The sequence below is a fragment of the Catenulispora acidiphila DSM 44928 genome, assembly GCF_000024025.1.
GTDB lineage: Bacteria > Actinomycetota > Actinomycetes > Streptomycetales > Catenulisporaceae > Catenulispora > Catenulispora acidiphila.
The window spans coordinates 3,419,319-3,437,169 of sequence record NC_013131.1 but is presented as its reverse complement, the minus strand read 5'-3'; the positions used below and the strand labels follow the sequence as shown (position 1 = coordinate 3,437,169).

Annotated in this window: 16 protein-coding genes; 6 read left to right on the top strand and 10 right to left on the bottom strand. The window is 70.1% G+C overall.

The annotated features are described in order from the left end of the window. Positions 1 to 120: 120 nt before the first annotated feature. The 5 genes from gcvH to CACI_RS15515 form a co-directional block, all read right to left on the bottom strand. Positions 121 to 501, bottom strand: a complete 381-nt coding sequence (gene gcvH, locus CACI_RS15540) for a glycine cleavage system protein GcvH (RefSeq protein WP_012787329.1) — start codon at positions 499 to 501, stop codon at positions 121 to 123. Between the two features lie 170 nt (positions 502 to 671). Continuing rightward, entirely contained in the window at positions 672 to 2,387 is a 1,716-nt protein-coding gene (locus CACI_RS47885; protein WP_012787328.1) for a DUF881 domain-containing protein, read from the bottom strand. A gap of 13 nt (positions 2,388 to 2,400) precedes the next feature. Further along, positions 2,401 to 2,733, bottom strand: coding sequence for a small basic family protein (locus CACI_RS15530; RefSeq protein WP_012787327.1), 333 nt, complete (start codon positions 2,731 to 2,733; stop codon positions 2,401 to 2,403). A 277-nt stretch (positions 2,734 to 3,010) separates the two neighbouring features. Next, entirely contained in the window at positions 3,011 to 3,880 is an 870-nt protein-coding gene (locus CACI_RS15520; protein ID WP_143765259.1) for a DUF881 domain-containing protein, read from the bottom strand. A 38-nt stretch (positions 3,881 to 3,918) separates the two neighbouring features. After that, a complete protein-coding gene (locus CACI_RS15515; protein WP_049872022.1) occupies positions 3,919 to 4,548 on the bottom strand; it encodes a CDP-alcohol phosphatidyltransferase family protein in 630 nt (209 codons plus the stop codon). Positions 4,549 to 5,594: 1,046 nt separating this feature from the next. On the opposite strand from CACI_RS15515, the gene CACI_RS45580 reads away from it, so the two are divergent. The 3 genes from CACI_RS45580 to CACI_RS15500 all read left to right on the top strand — a co-directional run bounded on the left by CACI_RS45580 (position 5,595) and on the right by CACI_RS15500 (position 8,087). After that, positions 5,595 to 6,176, top strand: a complete 582-nt coding sequence (locus CACI_RS45580; RefSeq protein ID WP_012787323.1) for a MarR family winged helix-turn-helix transcriptional regulator — start codon at positions 5,595 to 5,597, stop codon at positions 6,174 to 6,176. 208 nt (positions 6,177 to 6,384) lie between these two features. Then, positions 6,385 to 6,894: a Zn-ribbon domain-containing OB-fold protein gene (locus CACI_RS15505; protein WP_012787322.1), complete on the top strand. Its 510-nt coding sequence runs from the start codon at positions 6,385 to 6,387 to the stop codon at positions 6,892 to 6,894. Next, positions 6,891 to 8,087, top strand: a complete 1,197-nt coding sequence (locus CACI_RS15500) for a lipid-transfer protein (RefSeq protein WP_012787321.1) — start codon at positions 6,891 to 6,893, stop codon at positions 8,085 to 8,087. Before CACI_RS15505 ends, CACI_RS15500 begins: the two co-directional genes overlap by 4 nt. Here the strand turns inward: CACI_RS15500 and CACI_RS15495 are convergent. The 3 genes from CACI_RS15495 to CACI_RS15485 all read right to left on the bottom strand — a co-directional run bounded on the left by CACI_RS15495 (position 8,084) and on the right by CACI_RS15485 (position 10,742). Then, a complete protein-coding gene (locus CACI_RS15495; protein WP_012787320.1) occupies positions 8,084 to 9,118 on the bottom strand; it encodes a hypothetical protein in 1,035 nt (344 codons plus the stop codon). The genes CACI_RS15500 and CACI_RS15495 overlap by 4 nt on opposite strands. Further along, a complete protein-coding gene (locus CACI_RS15490) occupies positions 9,115 to 9,648 on the bottom strand; it encodes a sigma-70 family RNA polymerase sigma factor (RefSeq protein WP_012787319.1) in 534 nt (177 codons plus the stop codon). Before CACI_RS15490 ends, CACI_RS15495 begins: the two co-directional genes overlap by 4 nt. 74 nt (positions 9,649 to 9,722) lie before the next feature. Then, on the bottom strand, positions 9,723 to 10,742 hold the full coding sequence (locus CACI_RS15485) for a ketopantoate reductase family protein (protein ID WP_012787318.1): 1,020 nt from the start codon (positions 10,740 to 10,742) through the stop codon (positions 9,723 to 9,725). Between the two features lie 264 nt (positions 10,743 to 11,006). On the opposite strand from CACI_RS15485, the gene CACI_RS15480 reads away from it, so the two are divergent. Beyond that, entirely contained in the window at positions 11,007 to 12,710 is a 1,704-nt protein-coding gene (locus tag CACI_RS15480; RefSeq protein ID WP_223297535.1) for an AMP-binding protein, read from the top strand. A gap of 90 nt (positions 12,711 to 12,800) precedes the next feature. Next, on the top strand, positions 12,801 to 13,475 hold the full coding sequence (gene leuE, locus CACI_RS15475) for a leucine efflux protein LeuE (RefSeq protein WP_012787316.1): 675 nt from the start codon (positions 12,801 to 12,803) through the stop codon (positions 13,473 to 13,475). A gap of 6 nt (positions 13,476 to 13,481) precedes the next feature. On the opposite strand, the gene CACI_RS15470 is transcribed toward leuE, so the two are convergent. Both CACI_RS15470 and hisG read right to left on the bottom strand, forming a co-directional pair. Then, the gene (locus CACI_RS15470) at positions 13,482 to 14,027 is read right to left on the bottom strand and encodes a PH domain-containing protein (protein ID WP_012787315.1); all 546 of its coding nucleotides are present in this window, start codon (positions 14,025 to 14,027) and stop codon (positions 13,482 to 13,484) included. Between the two features lie 24 nt (positions 14,028 to 14,051). Continuing rightward, positions 14,052 to 14,915, bottom strand: a complete 864-nt coding sequence (hisG, locus tag CACI_RS15465; RefSeq protein WP_012787314.1) for an ATP phosphoribosyltransferase — start codon at positions 14,913 to 14,915, stop codon at positions 14,052 to 14,054. A gap of 231 nt (positions 14,916 to 15,146) precedes the next feature. On the opposite strand from hisG, the gene CACI_RS15460 reads away from it, so the two are divergent. Continuing rightward, entirely contained in the window at positions 15,147 to 17,819 is a 2,673-nt protein-coding gene (locus CACI_RS15460) for a cell wall-binding repeat-containing protein (RefSeq protein WP_041540266.1), read from the top strand. Positions 17,820 to 17,851: the final 32 nt, after the last annotated feature.

Below are 17,851 nucleotides of genomic sequence, written 5' to 3'. Positions count from 1 at the left end.
CAGATTACGTCGTCTCAGGGCTCGAATCAGCTATCGGCGAGCGCTGGGACACCGTGGGGGTGAAAGACGCCGGGTCCAGGACCGGGCCGTGCCGGTCCCGGACCCGGCGTCCGGCGAGGTTCACTCCGCGATGGTGGCCTCGTAGCCCTTGGCGTCGAGCAGCGCCTCGACCTCGGAGGCGTCGTCGGGCTCCACGTCGAAGATCCAGCCCTCGCCGTAGGGGTCGGTGTTGATCAGTTCCGGGGAGGAGTCCAGCTCGGCGTTCACGGCGGTGACCGTGCCGGTCAGCGGCGCGAACAGGTCGCTGACGCTCTTGGTGGACTCCAGCTCCCCGCACGGCTCGCCTGCGGTGACCTTGGCGCCGACGTCGGGCAGCTGCACGAACACGATGTCGCCCAGCTGTCCCTGGGCATAGTCGGTGATCCCGACGCGGACGCTGTCGGCGTCGCCGGAGCGGACCCACTCGTGCTCGGCGGTGTACTTCAGCTCTTCGGGGGTCATCGGCTTCTTTGCCGCCCTTTCCTCACACGGTGTCGACGGCGCGGCGGCCGCCACGGGCCGGTGGGCCCGCGCTCATATTCTGGACCATGGACGAGCCCGCGGCGCACCGGCCCTGACGGCCGCCGAAGCAGCGCCGCCCGACGCCTGGAGCCGCCCAGCGCCGCCCGGCCTCAGCCAGCCTTGGCGTAAGTCGGATTCGGCGGCGGCACGACGGCGTCGACCAGCACCTGCCCGGGCGCGATCGTGGCGTTGGCGCCCGGCGAGGACTTCACCGTCGCCACCACGCCGCCGGGGATCTGCATCGCCGGCCCGATCGTGTTCGGATCGCCGATCACCTTGTAGACGTACGGCTGGGTCAGCGGGTGCCCGTCCAGCGCGATCCCGCCGTCGGCGGCGTCGACGAAGGACGAGGACACGATCACCCGCACGTTGTCCACCTGCACCACCTCGGCACCGGCGGCGCGAAGCTCCTCCAGCGCGTTGAGCAACGTCGCCGACTTGAGCTGCCCCTGCGGATCGGTGATGGTCATGGTGATCCCGGGACCCTTGGCCTTGACCGTCCCGGCCAGGATCTGCAGATCCTTCGCCTTCTGCTGCGCCTGCGCCAACGCCGCCTGTGCCTTGTCGGTGCTGTCCTGGATCGTGGCGTTCTGCGTCTCCAGAGTCCGCAGCTCGGCATCCAGACTCTGACCCCGCGACGTCACCTCATCAAGGATGTTCACCAGATCGTCGGCCCGCGCCCCGCGCAGGATCTCATCAGAGGTGTTGGTCGCATGCACCTGGATGGCCAGCGCCGCCCCGAGCACCCCCAGCAGCACACCGACCACCGCCTGGTTCCGCGACAACCGCGGCGGCCACAACGCGGTGAACAACCGCCGCCGCCCCAGCGAGACCGAGGGCGCCGAGGGAGTCTTGGCCGGCACGGACGCCGCCGGAGCGGCAGTCGGAGCCGCGACCACCGCGGCAGCCGCACCAACCGGCCGCGGACCAGGCGCCGGCCGACGCCGAGGACCACCGGCCTCACCCGGATGCGGATACCCGCCACGCCGCGGATCCTGCCCCGCCCCAGGACGCCGCGCAGGCTGCCCGCCGGGAGCGGGACGACGCCGCGGCGGCTCGCCTTCGCCGGTGCGGCGACGGACGGCCGGATCGTGCTCGCCGGGCTCGGGGGGAGTGCGGCGGCGGAGGGGTGGTTCGCCGGCGGTCGGCTCGCTGTCTTCGCTCCGGTCCTGCTCGGAGGAAGACTCGCTCTCGTCGGGAGTGCTGCGAGAAGGAGGGTCGCCAGCAGCTGATTCGCTCTGCTCCTGCTCCTGCTCCTGCTCCTGCTCGCGCGAGGGCTCGCTTTCGCCGGAATCGGCAGCCTTGTCCTCAGGGGTCTCACTCTCGGGAAGCAGGTCCCGAAGATTCACCGTCTTGGCGGCATCCGGGGTCGCCTTCTCCGGCTGCTCAGGCTCGCCAGCGGGCTCATCGTTGTTCTCGGCGGCGACGGGCTCCTCAGCGGCCGGGAGCGGCTTGAGCGACTCCGCAGCCTTTTCTCCGCGGTGCTTGTGCGAGCGATCGGGCTTGCTTGCCGGCTCTTGCTGCACACTCCGCAAGTCCATCGTCGCGGCCAAGTCCGCGTCGGCAGCCGGTTCCTCTGGAAGGCTTCGGATGTCCACGGTCTCGGTGAGGTCCGCGGCAGCCGGCTCTGGCGCCTCAGCTTCAGCCTCAGCCTCATCGTCGTCGTCGGACGGCGGCACCTTGGGCGTGAACGGATCCCGCTCACTCTCCTCAGCACCGTCCGCTGATTCCGAAGTCGGCTCCGCCTCCGAGCCCGTCTCCGCCTCCGAGTCCGTCTCCGGCTCCTGCGGATCCCGCTCCGGCTCGTTCCCCGGCCGCGTCTGCATCCAGCGCTCCTTCTCAGGCGTGGAAGATGTGGCGGCGGATGGCCGCGGCGTTGGAGAAGATGCGGATGCCCAGGACGACCACCACGCCGGTGGTCAGCTGGGAACCGACGCCGAGCTGGTCGCCGAGGTACACGATGAGGGCGGCCACCAGGACGTTGGAGACGAAGGAGACCACGAACACCTTGTCGTCGAAGATCCCGTCCAGCAGGGCGCGCAGGCCGCCGAAGACGGCGTCGAGCGCTGCCACGACTGCGATCGGCAGATAGGGCGCGAGGCCCTCGGGCACGGTGGGGTGGAAGACCACTCCCGCGATCACGCCGATCACCAATCCGATCGCCGCGATCACGACGCCCTCCAAGTCATCTCAGTCATCCCGGTCTCAGTCAATCCGGTCTCGCTCGTCCCGGCTTCGGTCATCGCCCCGGCCATCCCGGCGTTGGTCAGGGGTGGTCGCCTCAGGCGCAGCACGCGCTCGTGGCCTGATGCGGAAAAGTGCTGGGCCCACCGTACCGAACCCTCGGCGACGCTCAAGGCACCGGCACTCATTCGCACCGCCGCACCCGGCACCGCCGCACCCCGCGCCATCGCGTCCCGCATCGCACGGTCGCGCACCGCCGCACCCCTCACGGCGCCGGCACCGCGTCGGTCAGCGACAGCTGCGTGGCCGCCGGCAGGCTGAGCTTGTTCTTCGTGCTCGTGGTGAATCCGATCCCGTACTGCGACTTCAGCTCGAACAGGTACCGGCCGTCCGCGCCGTCGGCGAACTTCGCCGCCATCGACTTCGGGTCGCCGATCGCCTGCAGCGTGTACGGCGGCGACAGCGGCCGGAAGTCCACCATGATCGCCGAGCCGGCGGTGCGGATCGCGGACAGCGCGGTGAGCCGCTGGCCGTTGATCGAGATCGCCTCCGCGCCGGCCGCCCACAGCCCGTTCGTCGCGTTCTGCAAGTCCAGGTCGAGCACCCGGCTCTGGTTGGTGCTGGTCTGGCGCGGGTCGCTGCTGGCCGCGCTGTCGGCGCCGGCGGCGTCGTTGAGCACGACCTCCAGGCCCGGTCCGGTCACCGGCGCGGCGCCGGTCGCCACCGACAGCGCGGTGAACGCCTTGCCCTGCTCCGGTCCCAGCGCCTCGGCCTGCGCCGCCTGCAACTGCCCGCGGAGCGTGGAGATCATCGACTCGTCGGCAGAGTTCTTCCGCTCGCCGTCCTGCACCCGGGAGATCAGCTGGTTCCGCTCGCGCTCGACCGCCGGCGCCTGCCGGTGGGTCTGGATCGCGGCGATGACGAGCACCAGCGCGACCGCCGCGACGCCCAACAGCACCGTGGGCGAGGGACGCCGCGTCCAGTGGCTGGCGACGGCCTCCTCGCCGCCGACCGCCTTGCGCCGCGCCGCGGTCTCGGCGTACCCGGGGTCCAGCGTGTCGTTGAGCAGGCTGGTCAGCAGCGACATCGAGGCGTCACGGCGCGGGGTGCTCCGGACGTCGGGCGGCGTGGGCATGGAGGCCATCTTGACACGTCCGGGAAGGCGCGCGCGCCTCACCGCCCGGAGGCGCGCGTGAGCTGCCGGGCCTGCACGAAGTACATGCCGCCGGCCAACAGATACAGCGCGGTCCCCCAGCCGACGAACGCCCAGCCGAAGATGTTCGCGATGTCCGTCAGGTGGTTCGGCTTCTCGCTGATCTGCCCGAGCAGCAGCAGCGGGAAGGCGTAGAGCAGGTTGAACGTCGCGGCCTTGCCCAGGAAGTGCACCGGCAGCGCGACGCCGTAGCCGGCCTTGCGCAGCTTCGGTGAGATCAGCACCAGCATCAGCACGTCGCGACCGACCAGCACGATCGGCAGCCACAGCGGGATGATCTGCCGCATGGTCAGCGCGACCAGCGTGGCCAGGATGTACAGCCGGTCGGCGAGCGGGTCGATCATCGCGCCGAACTTCGTCATCTGGTTCCAGCGCCGCGCCAGCTTGCCGTCCAGCCAGTCGGAGAACCCGGACAGCGCCAGGATCACCAGGGCCCAGACGTCGTACTTCGGACCGCCGTAATAGGGCGAGAGGATCAAGCCGAGGAACAGCGGCACGCCGGCCAGCCGGGCCAGGCTGATCAGGTTCGGGATGGTCAGGATTCGGTTGGAGACCGGGAGGTCGTCCTCCTCGTCCCCGGCGTAGGCCACGGCGCCGTAGGCGCCGCCGTCGCCGTCGTCGTACTCGTCGTCCTCGTAGCCCTCGCCCTGGTACCCGTCGTCGGCGTGATAGCCGTCGGTGGGATAACCCTCGGCGGGATAACCCTCGCGGTAGCCGCCGTCGTCGTAGCCGGCGCCGTCGTACTCGCCTTGGTAGTCGGTGACGTTGACCGTGGCGTCCTCGTCCGGGGATCCGTAGCCGGCCTCGTACTGCCCGTGCTGGCCGTGCTGCCCGTGCGGGTCCTGCCCGTAGCCGTACCCGTCGTAGGCGTCGTGCTCCTGACGGCCGTACCCGTCGTCGTACTCGCCGCCCGCCCTGCCTCGGTTCACCGCCGCCGCCTCACGAGTCGCGTGCCTTCTGCTCTCAATCCTGCCCCCGCCGGACAGAACGATAGGCGATCAGGGGCCCGGCCTGGGCCATTGGTGCACGCCTCCAGCGGTTTCCCCAAGAAACGGCAAAGTCTGGTTCAAGAAGTACGCCATGATCATCCACCCAGCGTGTCCGCGCGGTAGCCTCTGTGTTGCAGGACCGGCCGACCCACCGCACCAGCCCGCACGGTGTCGCCGAGTACGAAACCGCTCCACCCGCGCCCTGTCTCCCTCTCCCCCCAGGTGATCCGGCAGCGCGGGTGGAGCGCTCCGTTAGACCTGCAAACAGCTAGACCTGCAGACAGCACCATCCCCCGCAGACAACCGAACACCCCCCCTTCACGGGCTCCGCATCCCCCCGCAATGGAGCCCGGCGCGGGTCCGAGTGCACCTCAGGGCCCTGTTTCACGCTGCGTCGCGCCCGGCTACCCGCCGGTAGCGGCGCCCTCGGCGTGCCTGCACTTATAGCCTCAATCGGCTGAACTCAACATCCGTAAATCTACGTACACAGATCTACAGCGCTGACCCGCTGTCGGAGTGCCCATTCCGTGAATATGATGGGCTTGAACAAGTCCATTCCACTCGACACGCAACATGAGCGCTGTCACCGCGTTGGCGGGAACGCGGCAGTGGGGATGGCACCAACACGCAAGGGGGGAACACCCGCTGTGTCAGAACAAACATCTGCACACACCGCCGAGCACGAGCACGAGGACGAGGACGACCAGGAACTGGTTCCGGCCACCGGCGGATCTCTCGCCGGCCGCGGCCATCGTCCGGTCCGCTACCGGCCCTCGACGGGCTACCTGCCGTGGCTGCTCACCATGTGCGACCGTGAACTCGCCCGGCACATGACACGCCTGCTCGCCGAACTCGACCTCACCGAGGCCCAGTACGGCGTCCTGCAGGCACTGGTCCACCTGCGCCGCGCCTCCTCGGCGACGCTGGCCCGCTCGGTCTCGGTGACGCCGCAGGCCATGGTCGGGCTGGTGGCCGCACTGGAGCGCAAGGGCTACATCACCCGCGAGTTCGGCCGGGGGGCCGGCCGCGTCATCGACGCGGAGGTCACCGCACGGGGCAAGGAGGCCTACGAGGCCGCCAAGCGCCGGGTGCGGGCCCTGGACCGCTCGCTGCGCCGCTCGTACACCGACGAGGAGTTCGACCAGCTCGTCGGGCTGCTGGAACGCCTCCCCGGCGTGCTCGGCCGGCTCGACGACCAGCGCGGCAGCCGCCGCCGCGTCGACGACTGAGGTCCGCGCCAGGACACCGGGTCCGCCCGGCCGGCACCGAACGGCGTGCCGGCGCACAGCGCCACCGCACACCGCGCGAGAGTAGCCACCTTCTCACTTCACCGGCTCCATCCCACCGACTCTTTCTCGGTGGAAGACACCGGGCACTGAACGGATCCACCGCGGGCTGACGTTCCCGGGGCGGCTAATCTGATATACCGTCAGATCCATGACTGACGGCATACCGGCCGCTCCGGGAACCGAAGGATGGTTCCGTGAAGGTCCGGACGGCTTCGCCCTGCTCGCCAGCCGCTGCACCGCGTGCGGCGCCCTGAGCTTCCCCCCGCGGACCGTCCCCGGCTGCCCCGATCCCGGCTGCGAGAGCCTGGATCAGAGCCCTTACCCGCTGTCCACGACCGGGACCCTGTGGTCGTACACCGACGCCCGCTACGCTCCCCCGCCGCCGTACCCGCGGCCGCCGGACACCGAGTTCTCCCCCTACGCGCTGGCCGCCGTCGAACTCGCCGCCGAGCGCATGATCGTACTGGGACAGGTCGCCCCGGACGTCCCCGCCGAGGTGCTCCAGGTCGGGATGATCATGGAATTGACCCCCGGAACCCTCCTTTCCTCTGCGGGCGTTGAGGAAAGGGTTTGGAACTGGCGTCCCGCCGGACCATCTGAGGACTCTTACCCGGATGTCGCGGCATACGACGCATATACCGGGGAGGCGCACGCATGAGCCGCCTGGACTCGGTCGCCGTCGCCGGCGTCGGCATGCACCCCTGGGGCGCGTGGGGGAAATCCTTCGTCGAATACGGCACGGTCGCAGCGCGCGCCGCGCTGGCCGACGCCGGCCTCGGCTGGCGCGACGTGCAGCTGGTGGTCGGCGGCGAGACGATCCGCAACGGCTACCCCGGCTTCGTCGCCGGCTCGGCGCTGTCCCAGGCGCTGGGCTGGCAGGGCGCACCGGTCGCGAGCTGCTACGCGGCATGCGCCACCGGCGCGCAGGCGCTCGCCACCGCCCGCGCGCACATCCTCGCCGGCTTGGCAGACGTGGTCTTGGTAGTCGGCGCGGACACCACCCCGAAGGGGTTCTTCGCCCCGGTCGGCGGCGACCGCCCCGACGACCCGGACTGGCTGCGCTTCCGCCTGCTCGGCGCGACGAACCCGGCGTATTTCGGCCTCTACGCGCGCCGCCGGATGGCCCTGCGCGGCTCGACGGAGGCGGACTTCGCGGCGGTGAAGGTAAAGAACGCCCGCGCGGGATCGCTGAACCCGAACGCGCGCTTCCGGGCGGAGGTGGACGCCGAGACGGTCCTGAACTCCCCGATGGTGAGCGACCCGCTGCGCCTGCTGCAGATCTGCGCGACCAGCGACGGCGCGGCGGCGGTCGTGCTGACCTCCGAGGACTACGCGCGCCGCGTGAACAAGGACGCGGTGCGCATCCGCGCCGTCTCGGCGGTGACGCCGACGTATCCGAGGACTGTCCCGGACTTCCCCTATCTGGCCTCGGACTCGATGGCGACCACGCCGCCGGCGACGCGCACGTTCCGCGAGTCGCTGGCGCACACGGCGTACGAGGCCGCCGGGATCGGCCCGGAGGACGTGGACCTCGCGGAGGTCTACGACCTGACGACCGCGATGGAGTTGGACTGGTATGAGGAAATCGGGCTGTGCGCCCCCGGCGAGGCCGAGAAGCTGCTGCACGAAGGCGCGACCGCACTCGGCGGCCGCGTCCCGGTCAACCCGAGCGGCGGCCTGAGCTCCTTCGGCGAGGCGATCCCGGCGCAGGCCATCGCACAGGTCTGCGAACTGGCGTGGCAGCTGCGCGGCGACGCCGGCGCCCGGCAGGTCGAGGGCGCGCGGGTCGGCGTCGCGGTGAACCAGGGGTTGTTCGGGCACGGGTCGGCGATCGTGGTGGGGCGGGCTTAGCCGGGCTGTCCTAGCTTTCCGTCGAAGAAGCCCTGCACCAGCGCGGCGAACGCGGGCCGGTTCAGGATGTCCGTCAGCACGGCGTGCGTGACGACCGGCTCGCCGATCAGCGCGCTGGTACTGGGAACGGTACCGGGCAGGATCGAGCCGTCGGCGAGGTCGGCAAAGCACTGTCCGTTCGGCGCGGAACAGGGAATCGCGACGTAGCGCGGGTCATACCAGCTGGTGAAGGTGAACCTGTAGACGTCCCCGCCGTGGGAACGCACCACCACGCGGTAGCCGGGGACGCCCGCGGCGCCGGAAACCTCGGCCGTGGAGCCGTCGCTGAGCGGGACGGAATCACAAGGACTCTCCCCCATGCAGCGTGCTTGGGCTCGACTGCTCGTCCCCGGGTATACCGCGGAGACCATGATCGTCCCCTGAGGGGTCGCGATGTCGAAGCCCGACCAGAACTGGTCCCCGGCGTTCGCGTCGGCGGCCTTGGCGTCCGCCCAATCCTTGACGACCTGCGGCTGAGCATGTCCGTAGAGGGCGGGCGCGTCCGCCTTCTGGGCACTGACCCGCGCGAGGAACCCGGGTGTGATCTGCACGATGCCCGGATCGCGCGCCCCGCTGACCTTCCCCCCCGGAAACACTGCCTGCCAGAGCTGCCCGGCGCGCTGACAGTCGGCCGATTCCTTCGTCGATCCGCTCTCGGGGACGAAATTGGTCACACAGTCCACGATCTGGCCGGCGCCGGTCGGCATGGGCGAGGTATGCGGCGCGGACGCGTCGGTTCTCACCGTCACCGCCGGCGCGGTCCCCGACCGATCCGTTCCGCCGCCCATGGCCAGCGCGACGCTCGCGATCCCGACCACGGCGGCCGTCGTGCCCGCTCCGACCAGCGCGGTGCGCCGCCGCCGGTGGCGCCGATAGCCGGCCATCGCGGCGGGCGCCAGATCGTCCGAGGGCACCGCCGTCCCGCCCTCGTCGAACATCATCGTGAAAAGGTCGCGTGCCGTCTGGTCCGGAAGCTCTTCGGTGTTCGTCATCGCTGTCCGCCCTCCCGTGAGTACTCGAAGTCGGCGAGGGAATCCCCGAGCAGCTCCCGCAGGCGGACCAGGGCGCGCGAGGAGTGGCTTTTCACGTTCCCGGTCGAGCATTCGAGCGCGGCGGCGGTGGCCTCGATGCTGAAGTCCGCCCAGAACCGCAGGACCACCACGGCCCGGCCGCGCGGCGGCAGCTCCGCCAGCGCGGCCAGCAGCGCCAGCCGCAGGTCGGGCTGGTCCTCGCGGGCGAACGGCGTGGCCGTCACCGCGACCGCGGCGTGGACCTCGCGCTCCCGGATCCGCTTGCGCCGGCCGCCGAGATAGGCGTTGATGAGCGTCTTCTGCGCATAGGCGTCGATGGAGTCCGCCCGCTTGGCGCGAGGCCAGGCCTTGCACAGGTTGAGCAGCGCGGTCTGGGTGAGGTCCTGCGCCTCGTGCCAGTCCCCGCACAGCAGGAACGCCGTGCGTTTCAGGTGGCTTTGCCGAGCCGCCGCGTAGTCGGCGAACTCCTCCAGCCGCGCTTGCCCGTCCATGACGCCCTCCCGATTCCCGTCGATCGAGACACATGATTGACGGGAGACGCGAAAGGTTGCGTCAGCCGGTCAGATCAGTTCGCGGAATCCTGGACGTCGCGCACCATCTGCGCCAACTCCTCGATCGGCAGGCTCCCCGGAGCGCGCCCCTCGGCCGCGAACCGCGCGCTGAGCCGCTGCATCAGGGCATTGACCGGGGTCGGGATCCCGCGCATGCGCCCGATCAGCGAGATCTCGCCGGACAGGTAGTCCGTCTCGATCGAGCCGGTGCCGCGGGCCAGGCTCTGCCAGCTGGAGCCGCCGCCGCGCGGGGCGCCGGGGATCTCGGTGAAGCGCATGCGGTCGCCCTGGACGGCGTGGCGCTCGGCGGCGCCGACGAAGGGAATGCCGGCGGCGTTCAGAGCTCGTATGCCCTCCTCGCGCCCGGTCTCGATGAGGCGCTCGGCCAGTTCCTCGTCGGAGGACAGGTCGCTGACCGCCTCGAAGGCGTTGTCGAGGTTGTTCAGCAGCTTGCCGTACTTCCAGCGCATCACGTCGTCGACGACCGGCGCGTCGAAGCGGCTCTCGGCGAGGTCGTGGCCGATCTGCTTGATGACGTCGTCGATGCCGTCGGGGTAGCGGCCGACGGTGAGGATGCCGGACTGCGGCGTGCAGTTCGCGGCGACCACGCCCGGCTCCAGGTGGACCGAGGGCAGCCAGACGCAGAGCCCGTACACGTTCTGGAACAGGCGCAGCGCGGTGCGCTCGTTCTCGACGCCGTTCTGCGCGCAGACCACCGGCAGCAGCTCCGCCGCCGTGCCGCCGCCGGCGACCGGCGCCAGGGCCCACTGGTTCAGCACGTTCGCGGTGTCCTGCGACTTCACACACAAGATGAGCACGTCGTCCCGGCGCAGCTCGCCGAGCTCCCGCGGCCCGGACACCGCGGTGACCGGCAGCCGCAGGTCGCTGTCCGGGGTGAGCAGCCGAAGGCCGTCGCGCTGCAACGCCTCCAAGTGCGCGCCGCGAGCGACCAAGACCACGTCCCGCCCGGCTTCAGCCAGCCGACCGCCGATGCTGCCGCCGACCGCGCCGGCGCCGATGATGATGTAGCGCATTCTTCGGACTGTAGCGGTCATGGGGACACCACATGAAGACTCGAACCCATTTTCCCCCGCCCGCCACCCACCACCGCCCGTTAAGGAGACGCTTACGCGCCGCTGACCTAATGGCGCGTGTGATTTTGCGATCTTGTGTCCAAAGCCCCTACTGACAACCCCCTCGATACATGTTTGACTCCGCTTGTGAGCCAGTCCGAACCGTCTACCGCCATGCCCGATCCCTATGCGGAGCGGCCTTGGCTGCGGTTCTACGCAGCAGGCGTGCCTACCGACATCACGGTTCCCGACGTTCCTGTGACCTGGCTCTTAGACAACGCGGCCGACACTTTCCCGGACCGGACCGCTTTGGTGTTCTTCGGCCGCAAGACCAGTTACAAGCAATTGCGGCAGGACGTCGACCGGCTCGCCGGGGCGCTGCGTGAACTCGGTGTCCGCAAGGGCGATCGGGTCGCGCTGGTGTTGCCGAACTGCCCGGCGGCGGTCACGGCGTTCTTCGCCATCACCCGCCTCGGCGCGGTGATGGTCGCGTGCAACCCCCTCTATACCGACTCCGAATTGCGGCACCAGCTCACCGACTCCGGCGCGAAGGTGGCGATCGTCTTCGACGGCGCCTACGCCACCCTGGACGCCGCGCGGCCGGGGACCGCGGTGGAGCAGGTGATCTCGGTCTGCCTGGCCGACTTCCTGCCCTCGTTCAAGCGCAGGCTGCTCGACCTGCCGCTCGGCGCGGCCCGGGAGAAGCGCGAGCGGCTGATCACGCCGCTGCCGCCGGGGGCGCGCGCCGTGCCGTACACGGAGCTGATGGATTCCTCGCCTGGCCCGGTCGAGCAGGTGATGGTGGACCCGGCCCTGGACCTGGCGGTGCTCCAGTACACCGGAGGCACCACCGGCCGCCCGAAGGGCGCCATGCTCACCCACCGCAACCTGGTCGCCAACGCGCACCAGGTGCAGGCCTGGGACCAGAACGCCAAGGTGGGGCGGGAGTCGGTGCTGTGCGTGCTGCCGCTGTTCCACGTCTATGGCCTGATGCTGTGCGTGGTCACCGGCGTGCTGCTGGCCGGGACGCTGGTCCTGCTGCCGACGTTCGACCCGGAGCTGGTGCTGGACGCGGTGAAGCACGAGCGGCCCACGGTGTTCCCGGGCGTGCCGCCGATCTACTCCAAGCTGCTGGAGCATCCCAAGATCGGTAAATACGATCTGCGCTCCATCCGCACCTGCATCTCCGGCGCCATGCGCCTGCCGGTGGACACCATCGACGCCTTTCAGAAGGCCACCGGCGGACGCCTCGCCGAGGGCTACGGCATGACCGAGTCCTCCCCGGTGACGCTGGCCAACCCGCTGAACGCCAACTCCCGGCCCGGCACGATCGGGCTGCCGCTGCCGAACACGCACGTGAAGATCGTCGACGAGTTCCGCCAGGACCGCGTGCTGCCGATCGGCACGGCCGGGGAGCTGGTGGTGTTCGGACCTCAGCTGTTCCAGGGCTACTGGAACCAGGAGGACGAGACCAAGCTCACGCTGCGCAACGGCTGGCTGTACACCGGCGACATCGGGGTGATGTCGCCGGACGGCTACGTGACCCTGATCGACCGCAAGCGCGACGTGGTCATCGCCTCCGGCTTCTCCATCTATCCCTCCGAGATCGAGGACGTCCTGCGCGAACACCCGGCGGTCTACGACGCGGCGGTGATCGGCGTGCCGGACCCCTACCGCGGGGAGACGGTGAAGGCGGTGATCCAGCTCGCCGAGGGGATGTCCGCCTCCGCCGAGGAGCTGGACGTCTTCGCGCACCAGCACCTGGCGCCCTACAAGGTGCCCAAGCTCATCTCCTTCCGCGACGACCTGCCCCGCAACATGATCGGGAAGGTGCTGCGGCGCGTGCTGCGCGAGGAGCACGCGGCGGAGCATCCCGAGGACGGCGGGGAGGCTCCGGGGCAGGATCCGTTCGCCGACTACAAGCGGTGAGCGGGGTCTGGCCGGCGCGCGCTGTTTGGTGCGATGTCGAGCGGTGAAACCGGTGCGCGTTTCGGGGGTGCGGTATGACAAACTCACCGGATGCTCGGGACTGTTGATCTGCCGACCTTCGTGCTCGGCGCGCTGCTGATCGTGCTCCTGCCGGGTCCGAACTCGCTGTACGTGCTGACGGTCGGCGCACGCAAGGGCGTCCGCACCGGCTACCGCGCCGCGTCCGGCGTGTTCCTCGGCGACGCTGTGCTGCTGACGCTGACCGCCGCCGGCGCGGCGTCGATGCTGAAGCGCTCGCCGGCGACCTTCGACGTGGTGAAGTTCCTCGGCGCCGGCTACCTGGCCTGGCTCGGCTTCGGCATGCTGCGCGCGGCGGTGAAGGCTTGGCGCCGGCGCGCCGCCGCACCGGTGTCCGACACCGACGCCGCCGCGATGGCCGAGGCGGTCGAGGCCGCCGAGCGCCCGTTCCGGCGCGCGCTGGTGGTCAGCCTGCTGAACCCGAAGGCGATCCTGTTCGACCTGGCGTTCCTGACCCAGTTCGTGAGCCCGCACGCGGCACACCCGACCGAGGCGTTCGCGCTGCTGTCGACGATAGTGATGCTGTTCTCGGCGGGGTATCTGAGCGTCCTGATCTTCACCGGGCACCGCCTCGCGACCGCGTTCCGCCGGCGCAAGCGGCTGGCGGCGTCGATGACCGGCGGGATCGGGTCGCTGTTCCTGGGGTTCGCGCTGAAGCTGGCGACGGCTTCGCTGGGTGCGGCTTAGCGGTCGTCAGTCGTCCCGCTCGGTCCGCGTGTGCTCGTCGACCAGCGCCCGCAGCTCCCCCGCCGCCCGGCGTGATGCCTTCCCGCCCGAAGCCTGGATCCCCATCGCGGGCAGCACCTCGCCGTCGTCCAGATCCAGCAGGACCCACGGGTCGCCGGGGCGCAGGTTCACCCGGACGATCTGCGCCCACTCCAGATGCTGCGTCCGGACGGTGTTAACGACCGTCAGGCCGGTCTCGTCGGCGACGATCTTGGGGCGGGCCAGCAGGTACAGCCCGGCCGAGATCAGCGGGCCGATCGCGGCGAAGCCCACCCGCTCCGGGACCGACCAGGCGGTCGAGCCGGTGTCGGGCAGTATCAGGGACACCACGACCAGCGTCACGATCAGCGCCGTCGACACCGCCGCGACGGCGATGCGCGTGCGCTGCGGACGGAAAGTCACCGGCAGCGGCGGGACGTGTTCGGGGACGGGGAGGTTGTAGGGGTCCAGCGGGCCGGGGGTCTGGCGGTCGTGATCGTGATTGTCCGTCACCTGCACGCTGGTCCGTTCCATCCCGGGCTCACCGAACCCTGACAACTAAACTCGACACGCGAGGATATCCGTGACGAGGATTCCCCTCGCACCCAGATCCCACAACTCGTCCATCATCCGCTGGGCCTCGCCGCGCTGGACCATCGAGCGCACAGCGACCCAGCCCTTGTCATGCAGCGGGGACACCGTCGGCGATTCGATACCGGGAGTCACCTGGACCGCCCGGTCGACGTTCTCGGCCCGGATGTCGTAATCCATCAGCACGTACTCGCGCGCGGTGATCACGCCCTTGAGCCGCCGCAGGAACTGCTCCACCGCCGGGCTCTCCTCAGCGCCGATCCGCCGGATCAGCTGCGCCTCGGAGGTCAGGATCGGCTCGCCGAAGACCTCCAGCCCGGCGTGCCGCAGCGTGGTCCCGGTCTCCACGACGTCGGCCACCACATCGGCGACGCCCAGCGCGATCGACACCTCCACCGCGCCGTCCAACTTCACCACTTCGGCCGACACCCCGGCCGTGGCCAAGAACTCGCGCACCACCCCCGGATACGCCGAGGCGATCCGCAGCCCGGCAAGCCCGGCGACCCCCGCCTCCTTGGCCACCTGCTCCACCGTCGCCGGCAACGCCGCGAACCGGAACGTCGACCGCGCGAACCCCAAATCCATGATCGGCTCAGCCGAAGCCCCGGAGTCCAACATCAGGTCCCGCCCGGTGATCCCGACATCCAGCCGCCCCGACCCGACATAAGTCGCGATGTCCCGCGGCCGCAGATAGAACAGCTCAGCATTGTTGGCCGGATCAACGACCATCAACTCCTTGCCATCCTTGCGCTGCCGATACCCGGCCTCATGCAGCATCGCCGTGGCCGCCTCCGAGAGCGATCCCTTGTTCGGCAGTGCGATGCGCAGCATGGCGTGACCCTTCGGTTACCGGTGGTTGACGGTGCTCCACTGGCCAGTATCGAGCATGGTCGGAGCGCGGCGCCGGGTTGTTCACTCGGTGGGATGACACGCCGAGCCGCCTCACGCGCCCCACGAACGCCATTGACGCCCATGCGTCGGCTCTGATGTGATCGCGCAGCGGCGCGCGCCGTGATCACACAACCTGATAAGTGGGGGCACGAAGTGACCAGGTACAGGCGCGTGGCCGCGATCGCGATGTCGACGCTGACGGCCACGGCCGTGACCGACCTGCCGGCGCGGGCGGCCGTCGCGAACGCCGTCTACGTATTCGACAACAACTTCGAGTGCAGCGACACCGCGCCGGACGCGGGAAGCGAAGCGACGCCGTACTGCACGCTTCCGGCCGCGCTCGCTTCCAGCAGCGTCGTCAGCGGGACGACAATCATGATCACCGGGAACGTGTCCGGCGCCATCGACATCACCAAGTCCGACATCACGATCGAGGGCCGGGGCACGAGGGTCGTCGGCGGCGCGTACGGTATCTCGCTCGTCGGCCGGCACCATGTCACTCTGAACGGGGTGGGGTACCAGTACCAGACCGGCGAGGCGCTCCGGATCGACTCGTCCACGGATATCACGGTGAACTCCTTCGGGGCGGCACGCTCACAGGACGGCTCGACCACGCCGGACCCGGCCATGCCGGCGATCTCGGTGACCGGCTCCACCCGGGTCACCCTGTCCGACGGAGTCCTCCAGGCCAATCCCGGCCCCGGGGTGCTGGTCCAGCAGTCGTCCCAGGTGGTGGTCAGCGACACGATCGTGAACGGCAGCACCGGCGGGATCGCCCTCGCCGACTCGACGGGCGTCGACGTGGTCTCGGACACCATCGACGAGAACTGCGGCGCCGGGATCTCCGTCCTCGGCGCCTCCACAGACGTGGACATCGCCGACAACATCGTCAGCAACGCCCTCGCCTGCGGTGCGACCCTGGGGACGGCCCTGACCGTCGACACCACCGCCGCCCCGCCCACCGTCGATGCGAACATCCTCACCACGGCCGCCGGAACGGACGCGGTGTCGTGGCAGGGCCGGACGTTCGCGGACGGTCCGGCGCTCGACGCGGCCGGCGACGGCGCGCACGACCTGACCGTCGACCCCGGATTCGCCATTCAGGTGCCCGCCGGATCCGCCCACCGGTCGGGCTGGGACCTCGCCCCGGGCTCGCCGGCGATCGACTCCGCCGACTCCGGGGCGCCGAACATGCCCGCCCGCGACCGCGACGGCGCGGTACGGACCGACGACCTCGCGGTCGCCGACACCGGGACCGGCCCGATCGCTTATGCCGACCGAGGCGCCGTCGAACTCGCCCGGCAGGCCACCCCGACCCTGACCGTGACGGCTACCGCGGGGCGCACGCCCTCGGACTATCGGACGGTATCGGTCGCCGTCCAAGGCGACGGCGGCAGCTGGTGGCCCATCGTCAGCTACAACGTCGATTTCGGCGACGGCACCAAGTCCGGCACTCGGCCGTACCCCGAAGCGGGCACAGCACCGAGTCACACCTACGGTGCGGACAAGACGTACAACGGCACTGTCACGGTCACGGATGCGCACGGGAGAGTGTTCACCACGCCGTTCACCGTCACCCTCGCCAAGCGGGTGTTCTCCCCGTCGTTGGAGGTCGATCAGTCCGGACCCTCGCTCGGCGATGTGACCGCGCTGATCCAAACTACGAACGAGGATGATCCCTACCTAGGCTCGTACGCGATCGATTTCGGGGACCACACACCGACCGTGACCTGGACGTCCGGCGGCGTTCTCGTTCCCACCGACACACTGCGGCACACCTACGCCGCATCCGGTACCTACACCGTCACCCTCTCCGCGACCGACAATCTCGGCTGGCCGACGGCCCAGCCAGTGGTCCAGAAGTTCACCGTCACCCTCCCGGTTCCGTACCAGCCGCCCACTCCGATCCCGACCACCGTCCACCGGATCGGCGGCACCGACCGCTACGCGACGGCCCGCCTGGTCTCGCAGGCCCAGTGGAAGGCCGGTACCGCGTCCGCCGTCGTCCTCGCGCGCGGCGACCAGGCGCCCGACGCGCTCAGCGGCGTCCCGCTGGCCGCGCACGTCCACGGACCGCTCCTCCTGACCAGCCCGGGAAGCCTCGACGCGGCCACCCGCGCCGAGATAGACCGGGTCACCGGAGGGCCTTCGACATCGAAGACCGTCTACATCCTCGGCGGCGCCTCCGCCATCGCGCCGGGCATCGAGGACTCGTTGCGCAAGGCCGGATACCAGGTGGTCCGCTACGAGGGCACCGACCGCTACCGGACCTCGCTGGCGGTCGCCGGAGCCTTCGGCAGCACGGCACACGTCATCGTCGCCACCGGTCTGGACTTCCCGGACGCGCTGGCGGCCGGTCCGCTCGGCGCGGTGGAGAACGCACCGATCATCCTGTCCAAGGGTGACGCGCTCGACCCGGCGGTCACGCCCTTCGTGCGGTCGCATCAGGACATCGACCCGGTCGGCGGAGCCGCGCAACGGGCCGTCGCGAAGATCTCCACCACCGGCCGGACCGTCAGCCACTCCCTGGCCGGTGCGACCCGCTACGACACCGCCGCCGCGGTCGCGAACGCCGTGATGCGGATCGCGGGCCACACGACGTTCGCCATCGGCGTGGCCTCCGGCAAGGCCTTCCCGGACGCGCTGACCGGCGGCGCGTACGCCGCCAACGCGGGCATGCCGTTGCTGATCACCGATCCGGCCGTGCTCTCCAGTGCGGTCCGAGGGGTGCTCATCGAGGAGTACAGCACACTCCGAAGTGTCACCCTGTTCGGCGGTAACCAGGCGGTGAGTGACGGCGTCGAGGCTACGATCGCGAACGAGATCTCCGCCAAAATCCAGTAATCACCCAATAACACAAGTCAGGGCCCCGCGAA

Bases quoted from the DNA above. Each gene is read 5' to 3' on its own strand.
- gcvH (WP_012787329.1), bottom strand. From the start codon at position 501: ATGACCCCCGAAGAGCTGAAGTACACCGCCGAGCACGAGTGGGTCCGC.
- CACI_RS15485 (WP_012787318.1), bottom strand. From the start codon at position 10,742: ATGCGCTACATCATCATCGGCGCCGGCGCGGTCGGCGGCAGCATCGGC.
- CACI_RS15520 (WP_143765259.1), bottom strand. From the start codon at position 3,880: ATGCCCACGCCGCCCGACGTCCGGAGCACCCCGCGCCGTGACGCCTCG.
- hisG (WP_012787314.1), bottom strand. From the start codon at position 14,915: ATGCTGCGCATCGCACTGCCGAACAAGGGATCGCTCTCGGAGGCGGCC.
- CACI_RS47885 (WP_012787328.1), bottom strand. From the start codon at position 2,387: ATGCAGACGCGGCCGGGGAACGAGCCGGAGCGGGATCCGCAGGAGCCG.
- CACI_RS15495 (WP_012787320.1), bottom strand. From the start codon at position 9,118: ATGACGAACACCGAAGAGCTTCCGGACCAGACGGCACGCGACCTTTTC.
- CACI_RS15500 (WP_012787321.1), top strand. From the start codon at position 6,891: ATGAGCCGCCTGGACTCGGTCGCCGTCGCCGGCGTCGGCATGCACCCC.
- leuE (WP_012787316.1), top strand. From the start codon at position 12,801: ATGCTCGGGACTGTTGATCTGCCGACCTTCGTGCTCGGCGCGCTGCTG.
- CACI_RS15470 (WP_012787315.1), bottom strand. From the start codon at position 14,027: ATGGAACGGACCAGCGTGCAGGTGACGGACAATCACGATCACGACCGC.
- CACI_RS15505 (WP_012787322.1), top strand. From the start codon at position 6,385: ATGACTGACGGCATACCGGCCGCTCCGGGAACCGAAGGATGGTTCCGT.
- CACI_RS15490 (WP_012787319.1), bottom strand. From the start codon at position 9,648: ATGGACGGGCAAGCGCGGCTGGAGGAGTTCGCCGACTACGCGGCGGCT.